At 42.6% G+C, this 21,316-nt stretch carries 17 protein-coding genes; 13 read left to right on the plus strand and 4 right to left on the minus strand.

The genetic code is table 11. The annotated features are described in order from the left end of the window. Window positions 1-11: 11 nt before the first annotated feature. The 5 genes from IRB43_RS10965 (at window position 12) to IRB43_RS10985 (ending at window position 2,510) form a co-directional block, all read left to right on the plus strand. Window positions 12-824, plus strand: a complete 813-nt coding sequence (locus IRB43_RS10965; protein WP_203363514.1) for a flagellar hook-basal body protein — start codon at window positions 12-14, stop codon at window positions 822-824. 15 nt (window positions 825-839) lie between these two features. Beyond that, window positions 840-1,046 carry a DNA-directed RNA polymerase subunit beta gene (locus IRB43_RS10970; protein WP_203363515.1) on the plus strand — a complete coding sequence of 69 codons (207 nt, stop codon included), beginning with the start codon at window positions 840-842 and terminating at the stop codon, window positions 1,044-1,046. 13 nt (window positions 1,047-1,059) lie between these two features. Beyond that, the gene (fabZ, locus tag IRB43_RS10975) at window positions 1,060-1,482 is read left to right on the plus strand and encodes a 3-hydroxyacyl-ACP dehydratase FabZ (protein WP_095480873.1); all 423 of its coding nucleotides are present in this window, start codon (window positions 1,060-1,062) and stop codon (window positions 1,480-1,482) included. Between the two features lie 103 nt (window positions 1,483-1,585). After that, complete coding sequence (locus IRB43_RS10980; protein ID WP_203363516.1) at window positions 1,586-1,939, plus strand: hypothetical protein; 354 nt, start codon at window positions 1,586-1,588, stop codon at window positions 1,937-1,939. A gap of 175 nt (window positions 1,940-2,114) precedes the next feature. Continuing rightward, window positions 2,115-2,510: a hypothetical protein gene (locus tag IRB43_RS10985; protein ID WP_203363548.1), complete on the plus strand. Its 396-nt coding sequence runs from the start codon at window positions 2,115-2,117 to the stop codon at window positions 2,508-2,510. A gap of 201 nt (window positions 2,511-2,711) precedes the next feature. Here IRB43_RS10985 and IRB43_RS10990 read toward each other — a convergent pair whose 3' ends face one another. Further along, window positions 2,712-3,149, minus strand: a complete 438-nt coding sequence (locus tag IRB43_RS10990) for a YwpF family protein (RefSeq protein WP_203363517.1) — start codon at window positions 3,147-3,149, stop codon at window positions 2,712-2,714. Between the two features lie 248 nt (window positions 3,150-3,397). On the opposite strand from IRB43_RS10990, the gene IRB43_RS10995 reads away from it, so the two are divergent. Next, window positions 3,398-3,766: a single-stranded DNA-binding protein gene (locus IRB43_RS10995; RefSeq protein WP_203363549.1), complete on the plus strand. Its 369-nt coding sequence runs from the start codon at window positions 3,398-3,400 to the stop codon at window positions 3,764-3,766. 13 nt (window positions 3,767-3,779) lie between these two features. Next, window positions 3,780-3,944 carry a hypothetical protein gene (locus IRB43_RS11000; protein WP_203363518.1) on the plus strand — a complete coding sequence of 55 codons (165 nt, stop codon included), beginning with the start codon at window positions 3,780-3,782 and terminating at the stop codon, window positions 3,942-3,944. Between the two features lie 112 nt (window positions 3,945-4,056). On the opposite strand, the gene IRB43_RS11005 is transcribed toward IRB43_RS11000, so the two are convergent. Continuing rightward, entirely contained in the window at window positions 4,057-6,846 is a 2,790-nt protein-coding gene (locus IRB43_RS11005; RefSeq protein ID WP_203363519.1) for a DEAD/DEAH box helicase, read from the minus strand. Next, a complete protein-coding gene (locus IRB43_RS11010) occupies window positions 6,839-8,464 on the minus strand; it encodes an SWIM zinc finger family protein (RefSeq protein ID WP_203363520.1) in 1,626 nt (541 codons plus the stop codon). Before IRB43_RS11010 ends, IRB43_RS11005 begins: the two co-directional genes overlap by 8 nt. Before the next feature lie 282 nt (window positions 8,465-8,746). Here IRB43_RS11010 and IRB43_RS11015 point away from each other — a divergent pair, with 282 nt between their 5' ends. The 6 genes from IRB43_RS11015 (at window position 8,747) to IRB43_RS11040 (ending at window position 19,664) form a co-directional block, all read left to right on the plus strand. Continuing rightward, window positions 8,747-10,186 carry an N-acetylmuramoyl-L-alanine amidase gene (locus tag IRB43_RS11015; protein WP_343070858.1) on the plus strand — a complete coding sequence of 480 codons (1,440 nt, stop codon included), beginning with the start codon at window positions 8,747-8,749 and terminating at the stop codon, window positions 10,184-10,186. 100 nt (window positions 10,187-10,286) lie between these two features. Beyond that, window positions 10,287-12,206, plus strand: coding sequence for a S8 family peptidase (locus IRB43_RS11020; RefSeq protein ID WP_203363522.1), 1,920 nt, complete (start codon window positions 10,287-10,289; stop codon window positions 12,204-12,206). A gap of 275 nt (window positions 12,207-12,481) precedes the next feature. Next, window positions 12,482-13,474: a C40 family peptidase gene (locus IRB43_RS11025; RefSeq protein WP_343070859.1), complete on the plus strand. Its 993-nt coding sequence runs from the start codon at window positions 12,482-12,484 to the stop codon at window positions 13,472-13,474. A 134-nt stretch (window positions 13,475-13,608) separates the two neighbouring features. Then, entirely contained in the window at window positions 13,609-15,594 is a 1,986-nt protein-coding gene (locus tag IRB43_RS11030; RefSeq protein WP_203363523.1) for an S-layer homology domain-containing protein, read from the plus strand. 310 nt (window positions 15,595-15,904) lie between these two features. Continuing rightward, window positions 15,905-17,722, plus strand: coding sequence for an S-layer homology domain-containing protein (locus IRB43_RS11035; RefSeq protein ID WP_203363524.1), 1,818 nt, complete (start codon window positions 15,905-15,907; stop codon window positions 17,720-17,722). A gap of 259 nt (window positions 17,723-17,981) precedes the next feature. Continuing rightward, on the plus strand, window positions 17,982-19,664 hold the full coding sequence (locus tag IRB43_RS11040; protein ID WP_203363525.1) for a methyl-accepting chemotaxis protein: 1,683 nt from the start codon (window positions 17,982-17,984) through the stop codon (window positions 19,662-19,664). 51 nt (window positions 19,665-19,715) lie between these two features. Here IRB43_RS11040 and murJ read toward each other — a convergent pair whose 3' ends face one another. Next, on the minus strand, window positions 19,716-21,233 hold the full coding sequence (gene murJ, locus IRB43_RS11045; protein WP_203363526.1) for a murein biosynthesis integral membrane protein MurJ: 1,518 nt from the start codon (window positions 21,231-21,233) through the stop codon (window positions 19,716-19,718). Window positions 21,234-21,316 lie beyond the last annotated feature (83 nt).

Here is a 21,316-nt window from a genome sequence, read left to right on the forward strand (position 1 = left end):
AGGAAGCCTGTATGAATCAGACGATGATTACATCTGTTAATACATTAAGTCAATTGCAGAAAAAGCTAGATATTATTAGCCATAATATTAGTAACGTAGATACTAATGGCTATAAAAGACGTGAAGCCACGTTCACTGAATTAATCAATCAAAATGTAAATAACCTGTTTCAAAATGACATGGGCCGATTAACGCCGCTGGGGATTCGAGTGGGAAACGGAGCGAAACTCGCTCAGTCTCAAATGGTAGGCACACAAGGAAGCTTACACACAACGGGACGCTTGCTCGACTTTGCGTTCTCTAAAGAAAAGCAATTCTTTAAAGTGCTCGTACAAGAAAATGGGCAAGGGAAAGTCCATTATACACGCGATGGTAACTTTTCACTGACACCGATTAATCCAAATGAAGTGATGCTCGTGACGAGTGAAGGTCGACCGGTATTAGATGAAAATAATCAAATGATTACATTTAATCCGAATAATGGTCCCGTTACATTAGAAGCGGGCGGTCGAATTCGCGCTGGAGGTCAAACCTTTAACCTTGGCGTCGTTACAATCAATAAGCCGCAGTTTTTAGAACAAAAAGGCTCGAACTTATTGGCCCTTCCAGATAATCCGGCTGTACCGGAAGAGCAAATACTGCAAAATTTAACGGGTGCTGACCGAGGAGCAATCTCCTTACAGCAAAGCATGTTAGAAAAATCAAATGTTGACATGGGGAAGGAAATGGTTGATTTAATGAATGTTCAACGTTCGTACCAGTTCCAGTCCCGTTCCATTTCTCTCGCTGACCAAATGATGGGGCTTATCAACGGCGTACGCTAGAGGGGATTGGATGTATTGTCTGAACAAAGAAGAAAAACACAAACAAAAAAACAATTAACACCTCTTGGCCGTTTTGTCGTGACGATGTTTTTTGTGTGGGTAACGGCAACAATTGGAGCCATCATTGGCTACAGTGTGATTGGTGACGGGAACCCGATAGAAATATTTGATCCAAACACATGGTTCCATTTAGTAGAGGTTCTATATAACAGCTTTTTTTAAGGTGGGAAATAGTATGTTAGATATTCAACAAATTAAAGAGATTATTCCGCATCGCTATCCGTTTTTATTAATTGATCAAATCCTTGAAGTCGAAGAAGGAAAACGAGCGGTCGGCATTAAAAATGTGACAGCGAATGAAGAGTTTTTTAACGGTCATTTTCCTGATTACCCGGTGATGCCCGGCGTGTTAATCGTGGAAGCTTTGGCTCAAGTAGGAGCGGTCGCGATGCTCATTAAAGAAGAAAATCGCGGAAAACTTGCTTTTTTTGCAGGGATTGATCAGTGCCGCTTTAAACGTCAAGTTCGCCCGGGCGATCAGCTTCGTTTAGAAGTGGAGATGCTTCGTTTCCGAGGAGTCATCGGCAAAGGAAAAGCGGTAGCTACGGTGAATGGTGAACTGGCTTGTGAAGCTGAAATTACATTTGCTTTAAAATAAATAACGAGCAGCTTAGGCTGCTTGTTATTTTTTTTTGAATATTTTTCGGAAAGATGGAAAGGCTACTTACAGACATTGAAAAATGAAGAAGGGAGATTTTACTATGTATAAGAAGCTTTTGCAATTGCTTGGAAGTTCGGCTTTAGTCGCGGCCTTATTGGTTGGGTGCGGAAATGACAATGAGCCGCCTAATGACGACAATCCGGTGAACGATGAAGACAATCGCGAGGAAAATATGAATAATCAGGATAACAACGACGCGGATATGCAAGATAATAATGATGGTAACAACGTACAAGAAGATGTCAATGAAGAATTAAATAACGAGCATAATCCGGAATCAGAAGATAAAAATGTACCAGGTGATGGAGATGCGACAAAAGATAATAATACACCAGTCGAAGACCCAATCGAAGATCAAAACGATATGAAAGATGCGGATAATAAAGACGAATAAAAAACAGGGCCTGTACCCCTGTTTTTTTTACTTGCATCAATAAGTACTAAGACCTAATATTGAAAGGAGCAGTTCAAGAAAAAACTTTGTCAACTCTTTGGCAGTGTGATAAAGTATAAGATAGTATCAATTTATCCAAGTTCAGCTAGGACATTCTAGGAGGTACTTATTGTCAATGTTAAGCGACTTATCACAAGGAATTAAAATAAGTATCACACGTTCAATTGTCACAGCCTTTGAGCGATATATGGCGAAAATATTATGGGATGAAAAGGCCTATAATTTTGAGGACTTTATGAATGAGTGGCAACAATATATTAATACTAGCTCTTCATGGTACAGTAAAGTGAGTGACGAGATGAAATCTAGCCCTGAGTTTCATGAAGAATTAGCAACAAAGATAAATGAAGTGATTGAAAAGATCTTTTCAGAAGAGCCAACACCTGAACAAATTGACACATTAGATCAGCTGCAGAAGCAGCTTGGAACAGATTACGATTATTCCTATAAAGCGGAAGCGAAGTTCTATATCGACTTCTTAACGGAGCAGCTAAAAAAAAAGAACAATTAAGTCCAGCTGATGAAAAAGAATTAACGATTGCTGCTCTTCTTTACTATCATGTGTACGATCAGGACCTACCTGACCGATCCTATAGTAAGCAAGATATTGAGTATATTATCCAAAAGCTTCAACAAACCATTGAAACGGGACAAGATGAATTACTCTCGTCTAGCATACATTAAAGAGTCACTCCACATTGTGGAGTGACTCTTATTTCTTTTCGCTGATGGTCGGAATATTTCGGCGCCGCTGAAGAGATTGATTGAAAGCCTCGATTAAATCATTGCCTTCTACCCCTTTATGAATTAAACTTTCCAGTACTTGTTTCGCATATTCATTTCGCATTTGTTGTAATCTTCCTTCAAGAAGAATGCTGATTCCGCCATCGAGCATTTTCATATCGCGCATCTCAGCGAGAAAGACGGCTGGGTCGTTATTCCGGTGTGAAATTAATATTTGGACATTCATGTCCCCTTCGCGCTTTTGACAGTCCAAGAAAAATGATTCATCGTCTTTATTGACAAATAATTCAATCAGCCATGTCCGTTTATCGTCTTCTTTATTAATGATTAAGCCATCAATGAGTGTAATTTCTTGCAGCTGTTCGTCCTTATTCAGAAAAAATCCTGCAATTTTAAAGGTTTTCATGAAAGGTAACTCTCCTTTCTGTTTTAACAAAATTATACCATGTACCTAAAAATATCCAAAACATGAGCTTTCCTGCATATGAAAACTTAAGGATTTCTTATGTTTCATATGCAGGAAAGGTTAGTTTCTGTTTCTAAAGAGCAGCTTGGCATTATATATGACGCTGTAAATGGATAATATCTCAAGTTTACTTCTTTTGAAACGTTACAGTATGATAAAGCCATCTTAGGAGAAAGGAGGAAACAATCATTATTAATCAGGTGACACTTGTTGGCCGGTTGACAAAAGATCCCGAGATTCGCTTTATAGCAGACGGCAGAGCCTTATTAAATATCACCTTAGCTGTTAATCGCCCCTATCGAAACCAAGAGGGCCTGTCACAGACCGATTTTATTTACTGCACCATCTGGAACAAATCCGCTGAGAACACGGCGAAGTATTGCCGGAAAGGTTCACTTGTTGGGGTGCTTGGAAACATTCAAACCCGCAATTATGACGACAAAGATGGCAGGCGGGTATATGTGACGGAAGTGATCGTCAACACCATTCGTTTTTTAGACAAGAAACGAAACGATTCCATAGAGTCTAACATGTTACCGATTTTGACCATACCATAAGGGAGAAAAAAAGATGTTGCAATCCGACAAGACAGATGAGAGAAGAGTAGAAGAAATGACCTATTGCCTCGGTAAAGCGTTAGTAAAAATCCGCGAATTAGAAGAACGAGTAGCGAAATTAGAGCAACTTTACCTCCAAGAACAACCGCAAAATCAACCAACCATTCCGTGTTCATAAATGATCATGCCTCTCCTCATATGAAGCTGAAAAGCTCTGCGCAACATAACAGAACCTCAATTGCCGCCTCAAACGTCATAGCCGGTTCTTCTCCTCAAGAACCGGCTATCCATTATGTTAATGTTAACAGAGCTTGTAAATCTTGATCCGATAATTCGGTGATCCATTGGTCGCTCGTAATGATTTCATCGTTTAATGCCTGCTTTTTCTCCAGCATACTATCAATTTTTTCCTCTAATGTTCCAGTTGTAATCATTTTATGCACATGAACGAAGCGCTTTTGCCCAATTCGATAGGCGCGGTCGGTCGCCTGATTTTCTACGGCTGGGTTCCACCAGCGATCATAGTGAATGACGTGATTCGCTGCGGTTAAATTGAGTCCAGTGCCGCCTGCTTTTAACGAAAGCAAAAAGATGGGGAACTCTCCTTCTTGAAACTTTCTCACTAACTGGTCCCGCTGATCTTTTGATGTGCTGCCGTTTAAAAACGGAACGGTTAAACCGAATCGCCTTTCAATCTCTTGCTGAATCATTTCGCCCATACCGATGTATTGAGTGAAAATTAAACAGGCTTCTTTTCGCTCGACAATGTTTTCAACAAGTTCCATGAGCTTATTCATTTTCTCGGAACGTTCAACAATATGCTCTGGCAATTCTTCTTTCAAGTAGAGGGAAGGATGGTTGCAAAGCTGCTTAATTTTATTGAGCATTTGCAAGATTAGCCCGCGCCGTTCGAAGGCGGATAGTTTACTGATTTCCTCCATCGTTTCATGAACAAGCTGTTCATAAAGCACCGCTTGTTCCACCGTTAACGGACAATACTCTTTTTGTTCGAGCTTATCCGGCAAATTGAGTTCCACCTCTGGGTCCGTTTTCGTTCGGCGCAGCAAAAATGGCCGGATTTTCGCTTGTAGCACAGCCACTTTCTCTTTACTATTGTCTTTTTCAATCGGGACAATATAATTTTTTTGGAATTGCTGCAAACTGTTTAAATAGCCGCGATTCGTAAAGTCAAAGATGGCCCATAGTTCCGATAAGCGGTTTTCCATTGGCGTTCCTGTTAAGGCGACATGATGCTTTCCTTTCAGTTTGCGGATCGCTCTTGATTGCTTCGTGTGCGCGTTTTTAATATTTTGTGCTTCATCTAGAGCCACAGTGCTCCATTCCACCGCTGAAAGAGTGTCGAAATCAAGATGAGATAAACCGTAGGAGGTGAGCACCACGTCCATGTCTTGGATCATGGTTTGAAACGCCTCTTCCTGCTCGCGATTGCTTCCGTAATGAAGCAGCACGCGCAAATCGGGGGCAAACCGTTCTAATTCCTTTTGCCAGTTACCGAGCACCGATGTCGGACAAATAATTAAAGCAGGTGACTGTGTTCGTTCCCGCTCCTTCACATGAAGCAAGTAGGAAATCAATTGAATCGTTTTCCCAAGTCCCATATCATCCGCTAGACATGCACCAAACCCGCAGGAGCGCAGAAACAGCATCCAGCTCATCCCGAACTGCTGATACGGCCTTAACTCTGCTTCAAGCTTAGCAGGAGCCGGTTCAAGCGGAATCGAGGATACATCTTTGAGCTGAGCGATCATCTTTTTGAACGAGCGGTTTAAATCAATTTGAATTTGCGCGAAAAGGCGCGGATCGAGCATCTCATCTGCCGGCATTTCTTCAGGCATTAGCTCTTGCTCGAGCAAATCTTGCAAGCGAAGCCCTTCTTTCTTCGCTTTTCGCATCAGCCCTTGAATTTTGCGGACCATCTCCGGGTCGAGCTGAATCCATTCACCGTTCACTTTCACGAGGCGACGATTGGCTTCTGTCAGCTTGTCAAACTCCTCCTCCGATAACTCAGCCCCGTTCATCGATAAGCGCCAGTTGAAATCGAGTATTGCTTGCAGTCCGACGAAGGAAGGGCGGTGACTGGCGCTTTGTGATGATACTTTCGCCGATAAGGACAGCGAAGCTTTGCGGACCGATTCCCACCAAGACGGCAGCAAGATGTGAATGCCAAGCTGCATCAACTTCTCGCTTGCTTCTGTCAGAAATAAAAACGCCAATTCTTCAGAGAGAAGCGCTCGCAACTCGCCATGGTCTTCTAACCAAGGGAATAATCGCAGCCAGCGGGCTTGTTCTTTCTCTGCTTCCTGCAGAAAAGGTGCCCAGCTTTTCGGTATCCGTCCGTTGAGCGGATAGATTTTTTCTTCTTTCTGTTGATGAATCAGCACGGTTTCAAGCGTCCAATCCTCTCCGTCTTCTGCTGGCTCTGTTAGTCGAAGGCCCACATGAAAAGGGATCTCGCTCTCTTCTTTGCCGATCCATTCCCGAAAGCGAGCATGGTCAAAATAACGATTGAGCTCCTCAGGGGTAAATGTTGCCGCTGCCAGCTGATGGAGCCGCTGATGATTCGTTGCACGTTGAAAGACTTCCTCCGCACAGTGTTGGAAGAGCACCGTTACTAGTTCACGGTTACTGACGTCTACCACATGTTCTTCCCAAAAGGAATGAGAGAATTCATCCCACACCGCATCCGGCACTTTCCATTGAATGCCTTCTTCTTTGAAATCAGGTGAAAAGTCGCCATCTACGATCGTTTCATACAGAATGGGAGCCGCAGCTAAGCTAAAGTGACACAGTTCATCCCATTCCCAATGAATGAAGCGATTAAATTGTTCACTTTGAAATAAAGTGACCCACTGCCAAGCGGAAAGCAACACGCCGTTTTTGCCTTCGTAGTTCGCTTGCGATAGCCGCGAGCCGTAAAAGCTGTCCTCATGCTGCAAAAACAGCTGCTTCACCCACTGTTCAGGCGGGAGATAGATGCCGGATTGGTTCTCTGCATAGAGAAAAAACTTCGTATGTTCGATCAAGGCCATACGGATCATCATCGTTCTCGTTTTAAACATCGATTAGTTTACCCTTTCTACACTCTTCTTGAAATGCCCGCAACCGCTTCGTTTCTTCTAAGAGTATCGTGATATATTGTTCCCAGCGGTCTGTCCGCTTTAACTTTTTATATAATGTCCGCAGTCGCTTTAAGTAGCGGACCGCTTTTTTATAGCTATCCCGGTTGCGCTGGCTCACTAACTCATCAATTCCGTGATGATAGAGAGGTAGCACGTCTTCGGGCGCGAGTTTTTGCGCTTCTTTTAAGCCGACTTGATCAAGCTCTATTAAATCATAATTGATCCATGATTGCAGTTCGACCCATTCTTGGATTTGCCCCAGATTTAGCAAATACATGCTTAAATCCAAATAGCTAAAGGGAAGCATACGCTCAAGCAAACTTCGATACAAGAGCGGCTCTTTCGCCATCAGCCAGTCCCGGTCACAATAAGTGAGCAGCCAGTTGACAAATCGCCGGCATTGCAAGCTGTCTCCTAATTGCTGCAAATAAGGTTCCAGCTTTTGTTCGATCAAGGTTAAGAGTGCCCGGACCTTCTCATATTGCTTTAAGGAAAAGGCGTCATGTAGCCAAAACATATAATAGTCCAGCATGTCTTCTTCCATTTTATTCGCTGTTTTCATAAATAAATCAAGCTGATTGGCCAGCAGTAGCTGATGCAAATAAGCGATGAAAAGGGCGGTATTTGGCTGTTCGCTAAGCTGACGTTCTAAGCGCAGTCGCTCCTCTTTTCGCCATGCTTCCCGCTTGAACAGGTCATTCCATAAATAGCGATACAGATCAATGCGCTGTTCCGCAAACACATGCCATTCGGTTGACATCATCCCGGCTGTCTCTTGCTGTAAATAATGAATATAGTCATCAAATTCAAAAGGGAGGGCGTGGACACTGATGCTTGCTGCGGCATCTGCCGCTTCTTCCACTAAATAATATAAAAAAGCGGTCCCTGACCGAAACAGCACTTCAGGCGCAATATTCTTGCCGTTAAATAATTTCACCATATAGACGAATAAACCAACATGGGCATACAGCTCATATAACGGCTGCCATTCCCGCTTAGAAGGTTTTTGCTTCAAAAGCGTCTCCAGTACTTGTCTGCCTGCAAATTCGATGGAATACGGATTGGAGACAAGGGTTCTTGAGGACAAGTGTTTGTGAATCTGTTTCTCGATATTAGCCGTCCAAGCGTTCGGGCCATCTTCTGCTGTGATTCGGCTGTGCAACAGATCACTCGCTCTCATCACACCTGGAATGGACGTTAAATTTGTTTTAGGAGAAAGCCAATTTTCCAGCCACTCGTCTGTCGTCTTTACATCTTCATATACTTGAAGGAAGACGGCAACTTGATGAGAACACCAAGAATCTTCCGAACAAGAACAAGTGCTGAATGAGGGAAACTCTAGATCAAGTGCTACCTTATACAGCTCTTCATCCGTTAAAACGGAGCCAGATATCAGTTTTTCTGACATCATATTAATTTGCACATAATCATGTTCAAACAGCTCCAACCCGTCGTCTACAATGCCTCGATCTTTTGGCAAGGATGGACTGAGCTCCAGCTGTAATTCTGAACCGAAAGCATCCAATTTTTCGTTAAATAATTCACTGTTTTCATCCATAGATAGGCCCTCCGTTCCTGTTTATTCGTATCCCCTCATTATAAAACAAATCATGTAAATAAAACATGTGAATCGCGTAAAAGCGAGAATAAACAAGAAATTTCAGTTATTTCTAAACATTTCATTCGCGTTACAAATATTAAATTTTTTTGGTAATACAATCCATAAACTACTGATTTTATCGCATTATTGCTTGTAAAATTATTAATAGTTTAATAGAAGGGGATTTGATTTTAAAAGAGATATGTTAGAATGAAGGCAAATAAGAAGGGAGGTAGGAGTGTGAAGAAGAGGGCTTTTTTAGTCTTTTTGTCGTTTCTTTTAGTCATTCCTATGTTAAGTAGTAAAAGTACCGCATTTGCTAGTACTTTTTCAGATGTGCCTGATTCATACCGCGCAGCTAAAGAGATTAATTATTTAGCTCAAGGGGGCATTGCGCAAGGGGGAGGCAGTGAATTTAACCCGGATAAAAAGGTTACTCGTGCCGAAGCCGTCAGTTTAATTGGCCGCGCTTTGCAATTAAATGGCACACAGCGTGCAACTAGCTTTAAAGATGTGGGGGCAAGCATGTTTGCTTCTGGTTATATTCAATCGGCTGTTGATCGAGGCATTGTTTCCGGCTATGGTAATGGAAACTTTGAGCCTTACAAAGTCGTTACTCGCGGCGAAATGGCGATCATGATCAGTAAAGCGTTCGGCTACCCATTCAATAACACGAGCGGTGGAGCAGCGCAAGCTCTCATTTCTAGAGGGATTGCTCAAGGTTTAGGAGATGGGTCTTTTGGTGCATCGAACCAAATCATTCGCGCTGATTTTTCCACCTTTTTGGCAAGGGCTATTAATCCAGAGTTCCGAGTGGATGGAGTTGCCATTGAGTTCGATCAAAATTTAACCGTCAATACAGATGACTTGAATGTCAGAACCGGCCCTAATTCAGCCTATCCTAAAATCGCTGCATTAAATAAAGGAAAAGCTGTGAAAGGTGCCTTCTCAGTGGGAGCATGGTATTACATAAAAGCTGATTCTATTCAAGGTTTTGTGCATGGAAACTACTTAGATGGTAAAGGTTCATCAGGGGGCGCAACGAATCCTCCGCCACCACCGCCACCGACAAGCAATGTAGATTCGCGCATTAAAAATCAAGTAATCGTTCTTGACCCTGGTCACGGCGGACATGATCCAGGAGCGGTTGGTTACGGCATTAATGAAAAAGACGTTGTACTGGCTACTGGTTTAAAGGTCAACAATCTGTTCAAGAAAACACCTTTCCAAGTGAAAATGACGCGTTCTACCGATAAATATGTGACTCTTAGCGGCCGTGTCAGCTATGCGCAAGCGGTCAAAGGAAACACATTTGTCAGCATTCATGCCAACGCAGCGAATGGATCGGCTAGCGGAACAGAAACATATTACTATGCTTCTAGAACGAATCCACATACAGCAGATAGTAAATTGCTAGCAACGAAGATTCAACAGCGCTTAGTGGCTGCCTGGAAATTAAATGATCGTGGCGTCAAAACAAAGAGTCTGCACGTAATTCGCGAGAACAGTATGCCGGCGACGTTATTAGAACTAGGCTTCATTGACAACAAGAACGATAATGAGAAGCTAAGATCTGACTACTGGCAAAACGCAGCTGCGAAAGCGATTTATTATGGTATTTTAGACTACTATAAAGCAAAAGGATATAAAGTAGACTCGTTATATTCTGTAGCAAAATAGTAAACAAAATAACATATTATAATAGAATTATTCAGGTTAAAATAAGGGGGAGACTTTCATAGTCTTCCTTTTATTTTCTTCAAAAAGAGAGGTGAGCCTGATGAGAAACGTAAAGTACCTTCTGTTATTCTTCGTGATCTTCTTCTTTTCTACTACCCCATTACATGCTAAAGCAAACACGCTTGAAAGTAAGAGAGCGATCGTGTTTTTTCAACATGAGGTAAACCGTGCGCTATTAGAGGAAAACACTGAAGAGATTAATTTCATTTTTGATGAATTGCCGGCAGCGGTAGTAGATGTGACAGATGCTCAAAAAAGTCTGCTCGCCTATCAGCCTGATATTCAAATGATCCAAGATGATCAACCGATCGAAAAAAGCGGCCAAGTGATCCCTTGGGGCTATAAAATGGTTGGCGCTGATCGGCGTGTACCATCTACTTTAAGCGGCAAAGGGATTAAAATCGGCATCATTGATTCAGGTGTCGACACAAAGCATCCTGACTTGCAAATAGCCGGTGGAGCCTGTATGATGCGGATTCTCGACTTGAGGGGCTGCAGCAACTCTTATAATGATGATGCTGGTCATGGCACGCATGTAGCGGGTGTCATCGGCGCAAAAAATAACAGCATCGGAGTCGTCGGAATCGCTCCACAAGCCCAGCTCTATTCCATTAAAGTGTTGGACAAAAATGGAATTGGTACGATCTCAACCGTCATGGCCGGCATTGAGTGGGGTATTCAACAAAAACTGGATATATTAAATATTAGTATTACTGCTTCCGACTACGATGAAGCATTAGAACGAATGATCAAACGGGCATATGACAGCGGCTTAATCATCGTCGCAGCAGCTGGAAATGAAGGGCCTCCATGGTCTGGCGAACAATCTTCCGTTCAGTATCCAGCTAAGTTCAATGAAGTGATCGCCGTCTCGTCCATCGACAAAGACAAACGGCTTGGAGATCTTTCTTCTACGGGCAGTGAAGTAGAATTGGCGGCACCAGGAGAGAATATTTACAGCACCGTTCCAGCTTCAATTAATGCGAGCGGCTATGGCGTCATGTCCGGTACATCAATGGCTACGCCTTATGTCACAGGGCTAGTGGCATTGTACAAAGAGAAATATCCAGAAATGACGAATCGTCAAATTCGAACATTGCTGCAGAAGAATACCATTGATCTCGGTGCGAAAGGCCGTGACAATTATTATGGTTACGGACTGGCTCAAATCGATAAACAGCCCATCAATGGAGATGTTTCGGTTCCGTACACAACGGACGGAACAGGTAAAATCACGTTTAATACAAGCCAATTGACGGCGAAGTACACGAGTTTTGACGTGTATCGAGCAGGCAAGCGAATCGCGAGTCAGGTAACAGCGAATGAAATGACGGATTATGCCACCAAAGGAACGATTGAATACCATTTTTATCCTTCTGGTAATCCATCAGATGAACCAAACTTTGTTTCCATTGAAGTGAACAATCCAGGACCAGCATTCAAGGATTTATCGCTTTCCCATTGGTACAATCGCTATATGACATACTTGTATCACGAACAGGTTTTGCAAGGGTACCCAGATCGCACCATCCAGCCAACTAAGCTGCTCACTCGTGGTGAGGCAGCCATTCTAGTCGGCCGAGCGATTGGCGTCGATACATCGAACGCAACAACGAAATTTACAGACATACAATCAACGGTCAGCGCGCCATATGTTGCGGCCCTAGCTGACAAAAAGATCATCTCTGGCTACTCAGACGGCACATTCCGGCCAAACGAACAAGTGACGCGTGCCCAAATGGCCATCTTAATTGCGAAAGCATACGAAGTGACCCCTCAAACAAGCGGTCCATTCAAAGACGTCACCAAAAACGTGACAGGAAACGAGTTCATCAATGCCTTGGCTACTCACAACATCGTGAGCGGTTACCTTGATGGCACATTCCGTCCATACGGAAAAATTGATCGAGCCAGTTTCTCTGTTTTCTTGGCCAAAGCTGAAAACAAAGAGTTAAGATAATGAACCAAAAGATGCTATCCTACGTTGGATGGCGTCTTTTTTGTTTGTTAGTAAATAACTAAAATATTTCATTATCATATATTTTTGTCATCATAATTTATTAAATTAGTAACAGATCAATAGGAATAGATTCTTCAAAAAGCTTGATTTAATAAGCTTTTTTTTGTTTACATGACGAAATAATAATGTAATGTAACCGTAAATCAATGTTAGGAATATATTTGTTAAAATAGAATCAACATCACATGAAGGAAAATATTTTAGGAGGTTAGGAAGTGAATAGATACAGGAAGAAACTGGCTCCTGTCATCGCTTTTTTGCTTATGTGGACGTTGCTATTACCAGCGTCTCACACACAAGCGGCATCGATTGGAGAGGCGATCGTTAGTTATGGGAAGAAGTTTATAGGTGTACGATATGTATTTGGCGGGACAACGCCAAGCGGCTTTGATTGTTCAGGTTTTACCCAATATGTTTATAAAAATCACGGGATATCGATTCCGCGAACAACGGGTGAACAATATCGGATGGGTACGTCGGTTTCAAAAAGCCAATTACAAGCGGGAGATTTAGTGTTTTTTGCGAATACATATAAGCCTGGTATTTCACATGTTGGCATTTATGCCGGCAATAACATGGTTTTGAATGCAACGACTAGTCAAGGAATCGCTCTTGTCTCTTTAAGCAATTCTTACTGGGGCCCAAAATATGCAGGTGCCAAGCGGGTTGTGACTGGAAAATTTAAAGATGTGCCTTCTAGCAATCTAGCGTTTGAAGCCATTGAACATTTAACCGATCAACAAATTATTAATGGTTATAGCGACTATACGTTTAAACCGAATGACCCTGTCACACGCGGACAAGCGGCTGCTTTTCTGAATCGTGAGCTAAAGCTTGAAGCGGTCAACCTTTCACAATTTAAAGATGTCGATCCATCTAACCCATTTGCGAAAGATATTGCCGCCATTCGGGAGGCGGGAATTATCAATGGTTTCTCTGACGAAACGTATCGTCCGTATGCTTACATTACACGTACAGAAATGGCCTCTATTTTACAAAAAGCGTATGAATTAAATGTCTCTAATGTAACAGCGGCTGAAAATAGTTATCGCGATGTGCCGTCCGATAGCTGGGCGTATCAAGCGATTGTCACGATGAAATTAATTGATCAAACAGGCGTATTTGAAACGGCGAATTATAATGGTCCGAGCCGTGCGACGCGAGCTTCTTTCTCAGCTGCACTGTATAACTCAATGAATGCTCAATAGCAGTCTTGGAATACTTCCAAGGCTTTTTTTATAGAAATTACAAAAAAATTCAAAACAACTCTTAATTTATCATTGTATATCAGCTAGAATAATAGAGTATGAAAAAATGGGTCTTGAAAGGAGTACCATCTTTTATGCAAAAAAAGTTTTTTGCCGTCCTTATGTCGCTAGTCTTAGTATTCCCATTTTTATCTCCTTTAAACGCAAAGGCAGATGATATTGCAGGAATTACACTGGAAAAAGAACTTCGTGCAATGGTAGAAGCAGGAGTGATACAAGGGTATAGCGATGGAGTGTATAAACCAAATGAAAAAGTGACCAGAGCAGAATTTGCTACTTTTATGGCTCGAGCACTGAAACTTCCACAAGGAAATTCCGCTTTCTCGGATGTGCCATCAAGCTCTGCGCTTTCTTACGGAGTAAATGCGGCCGCTTCTGCGAAAATAGTCAACGGCTATTCAGATGGAACATTTAGGCCACAATCATTAATTACGAGAAAAGATATGGCGTTAATGATCAGCAACGCTTTAAACTATTTAAAAGTAGACGTTACCTATACGGAATCTGGCTTTTCAGACATCAATGGATTAAGTGCTGCCCATAAAGAGGCGATTCAGAAAAGCGTAGCACTGAAAATCATTTCAGGCTATGACGAACGTACTTTCCGTCCAGATGAATTGGCTAGTCGTGCTCAAGCAGCGGCCTTTATTTACCGCCTGCTAGCCGCGGTCGGGGAAATTGACGGAGGAAGCACTCCACCGCCAAATCCAGAACCGGAGCCGGTCAAACCATATCAAGTGGCGACAGTCGATGCCACTGGAAAACTAACGTACGCGTCCACTTCTTACGACTCATTTGAAGAAGCGAAGCGCGCGATGATCACTCGCGGACAAGAAGTAGTGACACTTAACCAAAAAATTATTTACATGAAAGACAATAGTGGAGTTGTATACGCCAAGTCCTCATCAGGGGGAACGGTGAACTTATATACAGACCCAACATTGAAAACAGCGAAAACCTATGTATCTAGTTCATCCACATACGGTTTGACAGAATTACAGTATGTGACAGCTACGGAACAATACGTTCAGGTCTACCTTGGCGGAGATTCTTACTATGTGAAGTCAGCTGAAGCCTTGCTCGTACCGTTTGAAGGAGCAAAGGGCACCAATTATTATAAAAACGTGAATGGCTCACTCGTTCACTACATTTATAATTACGACAAAAATAGTTACGGTTCCTATGTCGCAGGGGTTGCCCCTTCATTTATGGACCGCACTCAGAAATATTACAGCTGGGATGGCTTTACTTTTACGAACGAACAAAGAAAAAAAGTAGGCACAGCCTATCAATATTTCCAATTCCTTTCCGCAAGAACAAAAACGAACTATACAGCGGATGAGCTAGATAAATATATTATGCAAGTTCTAGCAGAAAAAGAAGCAACGGGTTCTGCTTCGTATAAGGATGCAACAAAGAAAAGCAAGCTCATCGGTCTTGGGCAAGCGCTGAAAAAAGTTGAAGCAGAAAAACGTATCAACGCCTTGCTCATCCTAGCAATGGCTAATCACGAAAGCAATTACGGCATGAGCCAACATGCGCAAACCAACAATAACTTATTCGGCATCGCCGTTTATGACAGCACGCCAGACAAAGGGGCCACATTTGCTACACCAGCCGACTGTGTCAATGCACTGGCGGATTCTCTCTTCAATGCCACCATCGATTGGAGAGGCGGTTATTTAGTGCCGAACACATGGCGCTCATATGGCAGCGCACCGGGAACAAAAGTAAATGGCATCAATGTGAAATACGCATCTGATGCTTGGTGGGGCGCCAAAGTAGGCGGCCACATGTACCGCATGGACAAAGCCCTTGGAGGAAAGGACTTTAACAAATACCAACTCGGTCAAACGAACATCCAAGACTTGAACGTGCGAGCTACGCCAAACGGCACGATCCAATACAAATACAACCTAAAAGGCATGCCAGTTGCCTACGTAGGTAGCCCAACTACAAGCGGCGGCGTCACTTGGCAAAAAATCATCTCAGACGACCTGAAATACCAAGAAGGCTATGCTGGAGCAAACTACTTAACTACATTGCCAATCGCAAAATAACGAAAAAACCACCTTTCAAGGTGGTTTTTTCGCGTATGCGGGGATGAATCGTTCACCTTTGTGAGGGAATCGTCCAGAAATCGTGCGAAATCGTTCACGCGGCGGAGTTGTGCATCCTCGGGGCCAAGAATCGTTCACCTTTACGAGGAAATCGTCCAAGAATCATGCGGAATCGTCCAAAAAATGTCTGGAATCGTTCACACCCGACGTTTTTTCCAAAAAAATTCTATTTTCCTCTTAATTTAGTAAGCATTATTCGATAGAATAAGAGAGTATGGAAAAATGTGTATAGAAAGGAACGTTAGTTTTTATGCAGAAAAAGCTTTTTACTGTGATGATGTCGTTTATGTTACTTCTGCCATTTTTGTCCCCTTTCGTTATAAAAGCGGAAGGAGCCATGCTGGAGAAAGAACTTCAGACTATGGTAGAAACAGGAATCATCCAGGGGTACGGAAATGGAAATTACAAGCCAACGCAAACAGTCACTCAAGGGGAATTTGCCACTTTTATTGCTCGAGCATTGCAACTTCCGGAAGGAGATGGTGTATCATCGGGTTCTTCACTTTCCTATGGAGTCAATGCAGCAGTGGCCGCAAACATTGTGGATGCCAGTCAGGAATTTCACCCAGAAGCATTCATTACTAGACAAGATGCGGCTTTAATGATCGGCAATGCTTTAAATTATTTAAAAGTAGATGATACATATGTAGCATCCAGCTTTACTGACATCGCGGAATTAAGTGCTGCCCATCAAGAGGCGATTCATAAAAGTGCGGCACTCCACATTATTTCAGGCTATGACGAACACTCTTTCCGCCCAGATGAACGAGTGAATCGCGCTCAAGCCGCCGCGTTTATTTATCGTTTGCTCGAGGCAACGGGAACCCCGTTTCCAGCGGTAGCCAGTGCGAGCGCACGGGCCAAAAATCCCGTTTATATGAAAGCCAACAGCGGATTAGTGTATGCGAAACCGCCATCCGCCTCCATTGTCAAATTGTATAGCGATCCATCGTTCAAACATGAGAAAACCTATGTTTCCTCCAGTCCAAGGAAGGGTTCATCGAAATATGGCACGACGGAATTGAAGTATGTGACATCCACGAAACAGTACGTACAAGTGTATATCGGTGGAGCTAATTACTACATGAAGCCTGCCGATGCCTTGCTCGTTCCGTTCGAACGCGCGAAGGATCGCAGCTACTATAAAAATGAAAACGGCGCACTGTTTCATTATCTCTATAATTATGATGCGAAGAATTACGGCAAATATAATGCCGGCGTAGCTCCATCATTTATGAGTGCGGGGAAGAAGTATTACAGTTGGGACGGAGCCACTTTCTATAATGCACAAGGAAATGAAATAGGAACAGCTTATCAGTATTTCCAATATTTGCCTGCAAGAACGACAACAAACTACACGGCGGCTGAACTAGATCGCTATATTATGAAAGTGTTAGCTGAAAAAGAAGCGGCTGGTTTGAAAAATGCTACGAAGAAAAGCAAAATCATCGGCTTAGGTGCGACATTGAAAAAAGTGGAAGAACAAAAACGAGTCAATGCTCTCCTAATTTTAGCGATGGCGATGCATGAAAGTCATTTCGGAATGAGCGACCATGCGTTGAAGAACAACAACTTGTTTGGACTAAAAGTGTACGACAGCGCACCTAGCAAAGGAGCCAAATTTAAGAAACCAGCAGATTGCGTCGTCGCCTTAGTAGACGATTACTTGAATAACCGAAAACAAGGTTACTTAGTACCAAATACATGGCGCTCATATGGCAGCGCACCAGGAACAAAAGCGAGCGGCATTAATCTTAAATACGCATCGGATGCTTGGTGGGGCGCCAAAGTAGGCGGTCACATGTACCGCATCGACAAAGCTCTCGGACGAAAAGACTTTGGCAAATACCAACTTGGTCAAACGAACACAGAAGGGCTGAATGTGCGTGCCACACCAAACGGCAGCATTCAGTACCAATACAAACTAAAAGGCATGCCAGTTGCCTACGTAGGCCACCCAACAACAAGCGAAGGCACCACTTGGCAAAAAATCATCTCAGACGACCCAAGATACGAGGCAGGTTACGCTGGAGCGAACTACTTAACGACCCTACCAATTGCAGAATAAGTGAAAACCACCTTTAAAGGTGGTTTTTTTGTATTTGATGGGTGAATCAGTCGCCGTAGTGAAGAAACCAGTCGGAATAGAGCAAGAATCAGTCGCCAATCGGGGGAAATTAGTCGGGAAATAAGCAAAATCAGTCGCAAAGGTCAACACACCTCTTTTTAAACAAATGATTATTCAATAGCTACTAAACTTTCAATGGAACATACCGATACAAAACATGCACAAATATTAAACGGAATAGAAAGGTAGGTTCTATGAAATGACTATATCAAAAAAACTATGGTTAGGTTTTTTGAGCGTTCTGGGATTGATGCTGATTGTCGGTATTTTCTCTTTATGGAGCATCATGAGACAAAATGAAGAGTATCAATTTCTTTTAGATGATCGAGTACATAAAGTGAACCTAATTAATGATTTAATCAGTATTCAAAAAGATATAGCAGGAGGTACTCGTGGCTACTTTGTTTATCAAGATGAGAAATTCATTCAAGACCGAATGGTTAAAAACGAAGAGTTTGAGCAGACGCTAAATGAATTATTAAGCATAACTAAGACATCGTATGCCTTGCAATTAATCAAAGATCTAGAAAAATCGAACCAAACGTATCATAAACTCACAGAAGAGGCGATTGCTTATCAACAAAGTGGAAAAAGGCAGCTTGCTTTAGAGTTAGGCAGAAAAACAGCTTCTCATTTCGAGGAAATTATGACAACAGCAGAAGAGTTAAAAGCATATCAACAGGAAAAAATGAACAAAACAAGGGCAAATTTAAACGAGTTAGTTGTTGGTTCGCGTCTGTTTATCATTTTAATACTAGTGGGTGGCGCTCTTGTTAGTATCATTGTTTCTGTCATCATTAGCCGAAGTATTTCACGGCCTATTCAACAGACGACCCAAGCCCTTGAACAAATTGCTATGGGACGCCTTGATCTAGAACCGCTTGAAATAAAAAACCGTGATGAAGTTGGAACAATGGCGCAGTCCTTTAATAAAATGTTAATTGATTTACGAAACGTTGTAGGAAATGTAAATGATACAGCGGCACAATTAGCCGCTCAATCGGAACAACTATCCGCTAGTTCAGAAGAAAGTCTCGCCTCTTCTGAAATGGTTGCTAGCGCAGCTGAAAAACAAGCGGCCGGAAGTGATCAACAGCTGCAGATTGTGGGCGAAGCCTTTCAAGCAATGAATGAAATGGCTGTAGATATCCAAAAAATCACAGATAATAATAACGAGATGCTTCATTCAGCCGCTGCCGTTAACACACTAGTGGAACAAGGTTCAAAAACGGTCAATGAAGTGTCCAAACAAATGAGTGACATTCAAGACTCCATTCAAGAATCCGCCAACATTATTAGCGTGATGGAAAATCATTCAGCAAAAATTCAACAAGTCACAACGATCATCACAGAGATTTCGGATCAAACGAATTTACTGGCCTTAAATGCGGCCATCGAAGCAGCTCGTGCGGGGGAACATGGCGCAGGCTTTGCCGTAGTCGCTGAAGAAGTTCGTCAGCTAGCTGAGCAATCGAAGCACTCCGCCTCAGAAATTGAAGCTATGATTAAAACGATTCAAACCGATGCGAAGCGAGCCGTACAGTCGATTCACCAAGGCCAACAAAAAGCAACCAACGGCTTACAAACATCGGAACAATCACTAGATGTATTTACTCAAATTGAAGCGGCTGTCGGAGAAGTAAGCAATAAAATTAATCTTGTCTCAGCCGCCATCGAACAGCTGCAAGCCATGAACGATGAAGTCCAGATGGGAGCAAAAGAAGTACGGAATTTAGCAGAACAATCCGCGGATCGTTCCCGCGATACAAGCGCAGCAACCGAAGAGCAACTAGCAGCGATCGAACAAATCTCTGCCAGCTCTCAAGCGCTCGCTAAATTAGCAGAATCTCTCACGCAACAAATCAATAACTTTAAACTTTAAGGTAAAAAGGCGATTCCAAACGTATGAACGTTGGAATCGCCTTTTTAGGTCTTATTTTTTTGCTTTTTTCTTCACGATCGATAACAACTGGCGGAAGCCTTCTTTATAGAAGATGAACAAACCAATGGCGTAGAATACGACACCGAGCGGCACGATGATCATCAACTGCCAAAGAGAATAAAGTTCAGAAATCGGCATGTACAACTTTAACAAATAGAGCGGTACGATCATAAATGCCGTCACAAACGTTACTCGCACAACTAAGCCCAATAGCCTTGTCACTTCTTTTTTCTCAAAGTCTTTATACACGAAAATGGTGCTTACGACTAAATAGTAAATCGATACGAATGAACTTGTTAGAGCGAGGCCAGGATAGCCGAACGGCTCAACAAACAGCCAGTTCAAAAATACATTCAGCGCAATCGTGGTGACACTGATGCGGAAAATAATATTCGTTTTCCCTTGGGCATACATTGATTTCGAAACAATGTACTGCAGCCCTTGGGTGACAATCGTCGGCAAATAATATACAAGCGCTAAATACGTATGGTGCGTATCACTTGCAGTAAATTTCCCGCGTTCGAAAATGAAGGAAATCGCTTCTTCTCCGACGAGGAATAACCCAGCTGCAATTGGCGCTAGTGTTAGCAGCGACACTTGCATGCCCATGAAAAAAGTATCTTGGAACTTTTTCTGATGATTCACTTGCTCGGATAATAAAGTGAAAATGACGACGGCAATCGTTGTTCCATAAATCGTATGCGGAATGCTCGTAATTAAACTCGAATTATTTAAATAAGTAACCGCGCCCGGAATCGTACTTGATGCAAACGATTTATTGACAAACATATTGATTTGCCCAACCCCGGCATTTAACAGCGCAGGAACGAGCAGCACAAGAAAAGAACGGCGAAATTCCTGTTCCACCGTAAGTGTTGGGCTCCAGCGGTATCCTTTTTTCAACAAGAAAAATAGCTGGATGCCGATCCCAACGAGCGTCCCGAAAATGAACCCGTATGCCAAGCTGTTAATGCCCCATTGATCGGAAAATAATAAGGCAAAAACGGCCCCCATCAACGTAGCGGACAACTTCGACATTTGCGATGGGACAAAAATTCGCTGTGCCTGCAAATAGGAGTCTAAAATCCCATTCAAGGCAATCGCGCTCATAAATAAGAAGAAAAATCGAGTAATTTCAATCGTCACTTCCGCTGTCAATCCAGTGATTTTCGGATAAATAAGCGGTACAAACCAAGGGCTAAGCAGCCATCCTAACACGGAAATCGCTAAAAAAATCACGACCGTCGCGTTCATGACCCCGTTCGCATTGCGCTCCGTGGCCTCTGGTGCTTCCTTTTTCTGTTTGACATACATCGGCAAAAAGACATTGTTAAATCCGCCGGAAATAATGGCAATCACTAACGTAATAAACGAAAACGCCAATAAATATCCATCTGTATAACTGGTCGCTCCAAACTTACTTGCAATAATACTTTCCCTTAAAAAGCCCGAAAGCTTCACAACAAGCGAAAGCGCTACAAGCCAAAGAGCCGTCTTCTTTAATGACACGAACTCCACCTCATTCAAAATTTCAATCTAACTAATAATAACATAAACGTTGCAAAGGAATATTGTCAGACGATGTAGAAATA

Origin of the sequence: Bacillus sp. REN10, from assembly GCF_016820555.1 — a bacterium.
In the GTDB taxonomy this organism is placed as follows: Bacteria; Bacillota; Bacilli; order Bacillales; family Domibacillaceae; genus Bacillus_CE.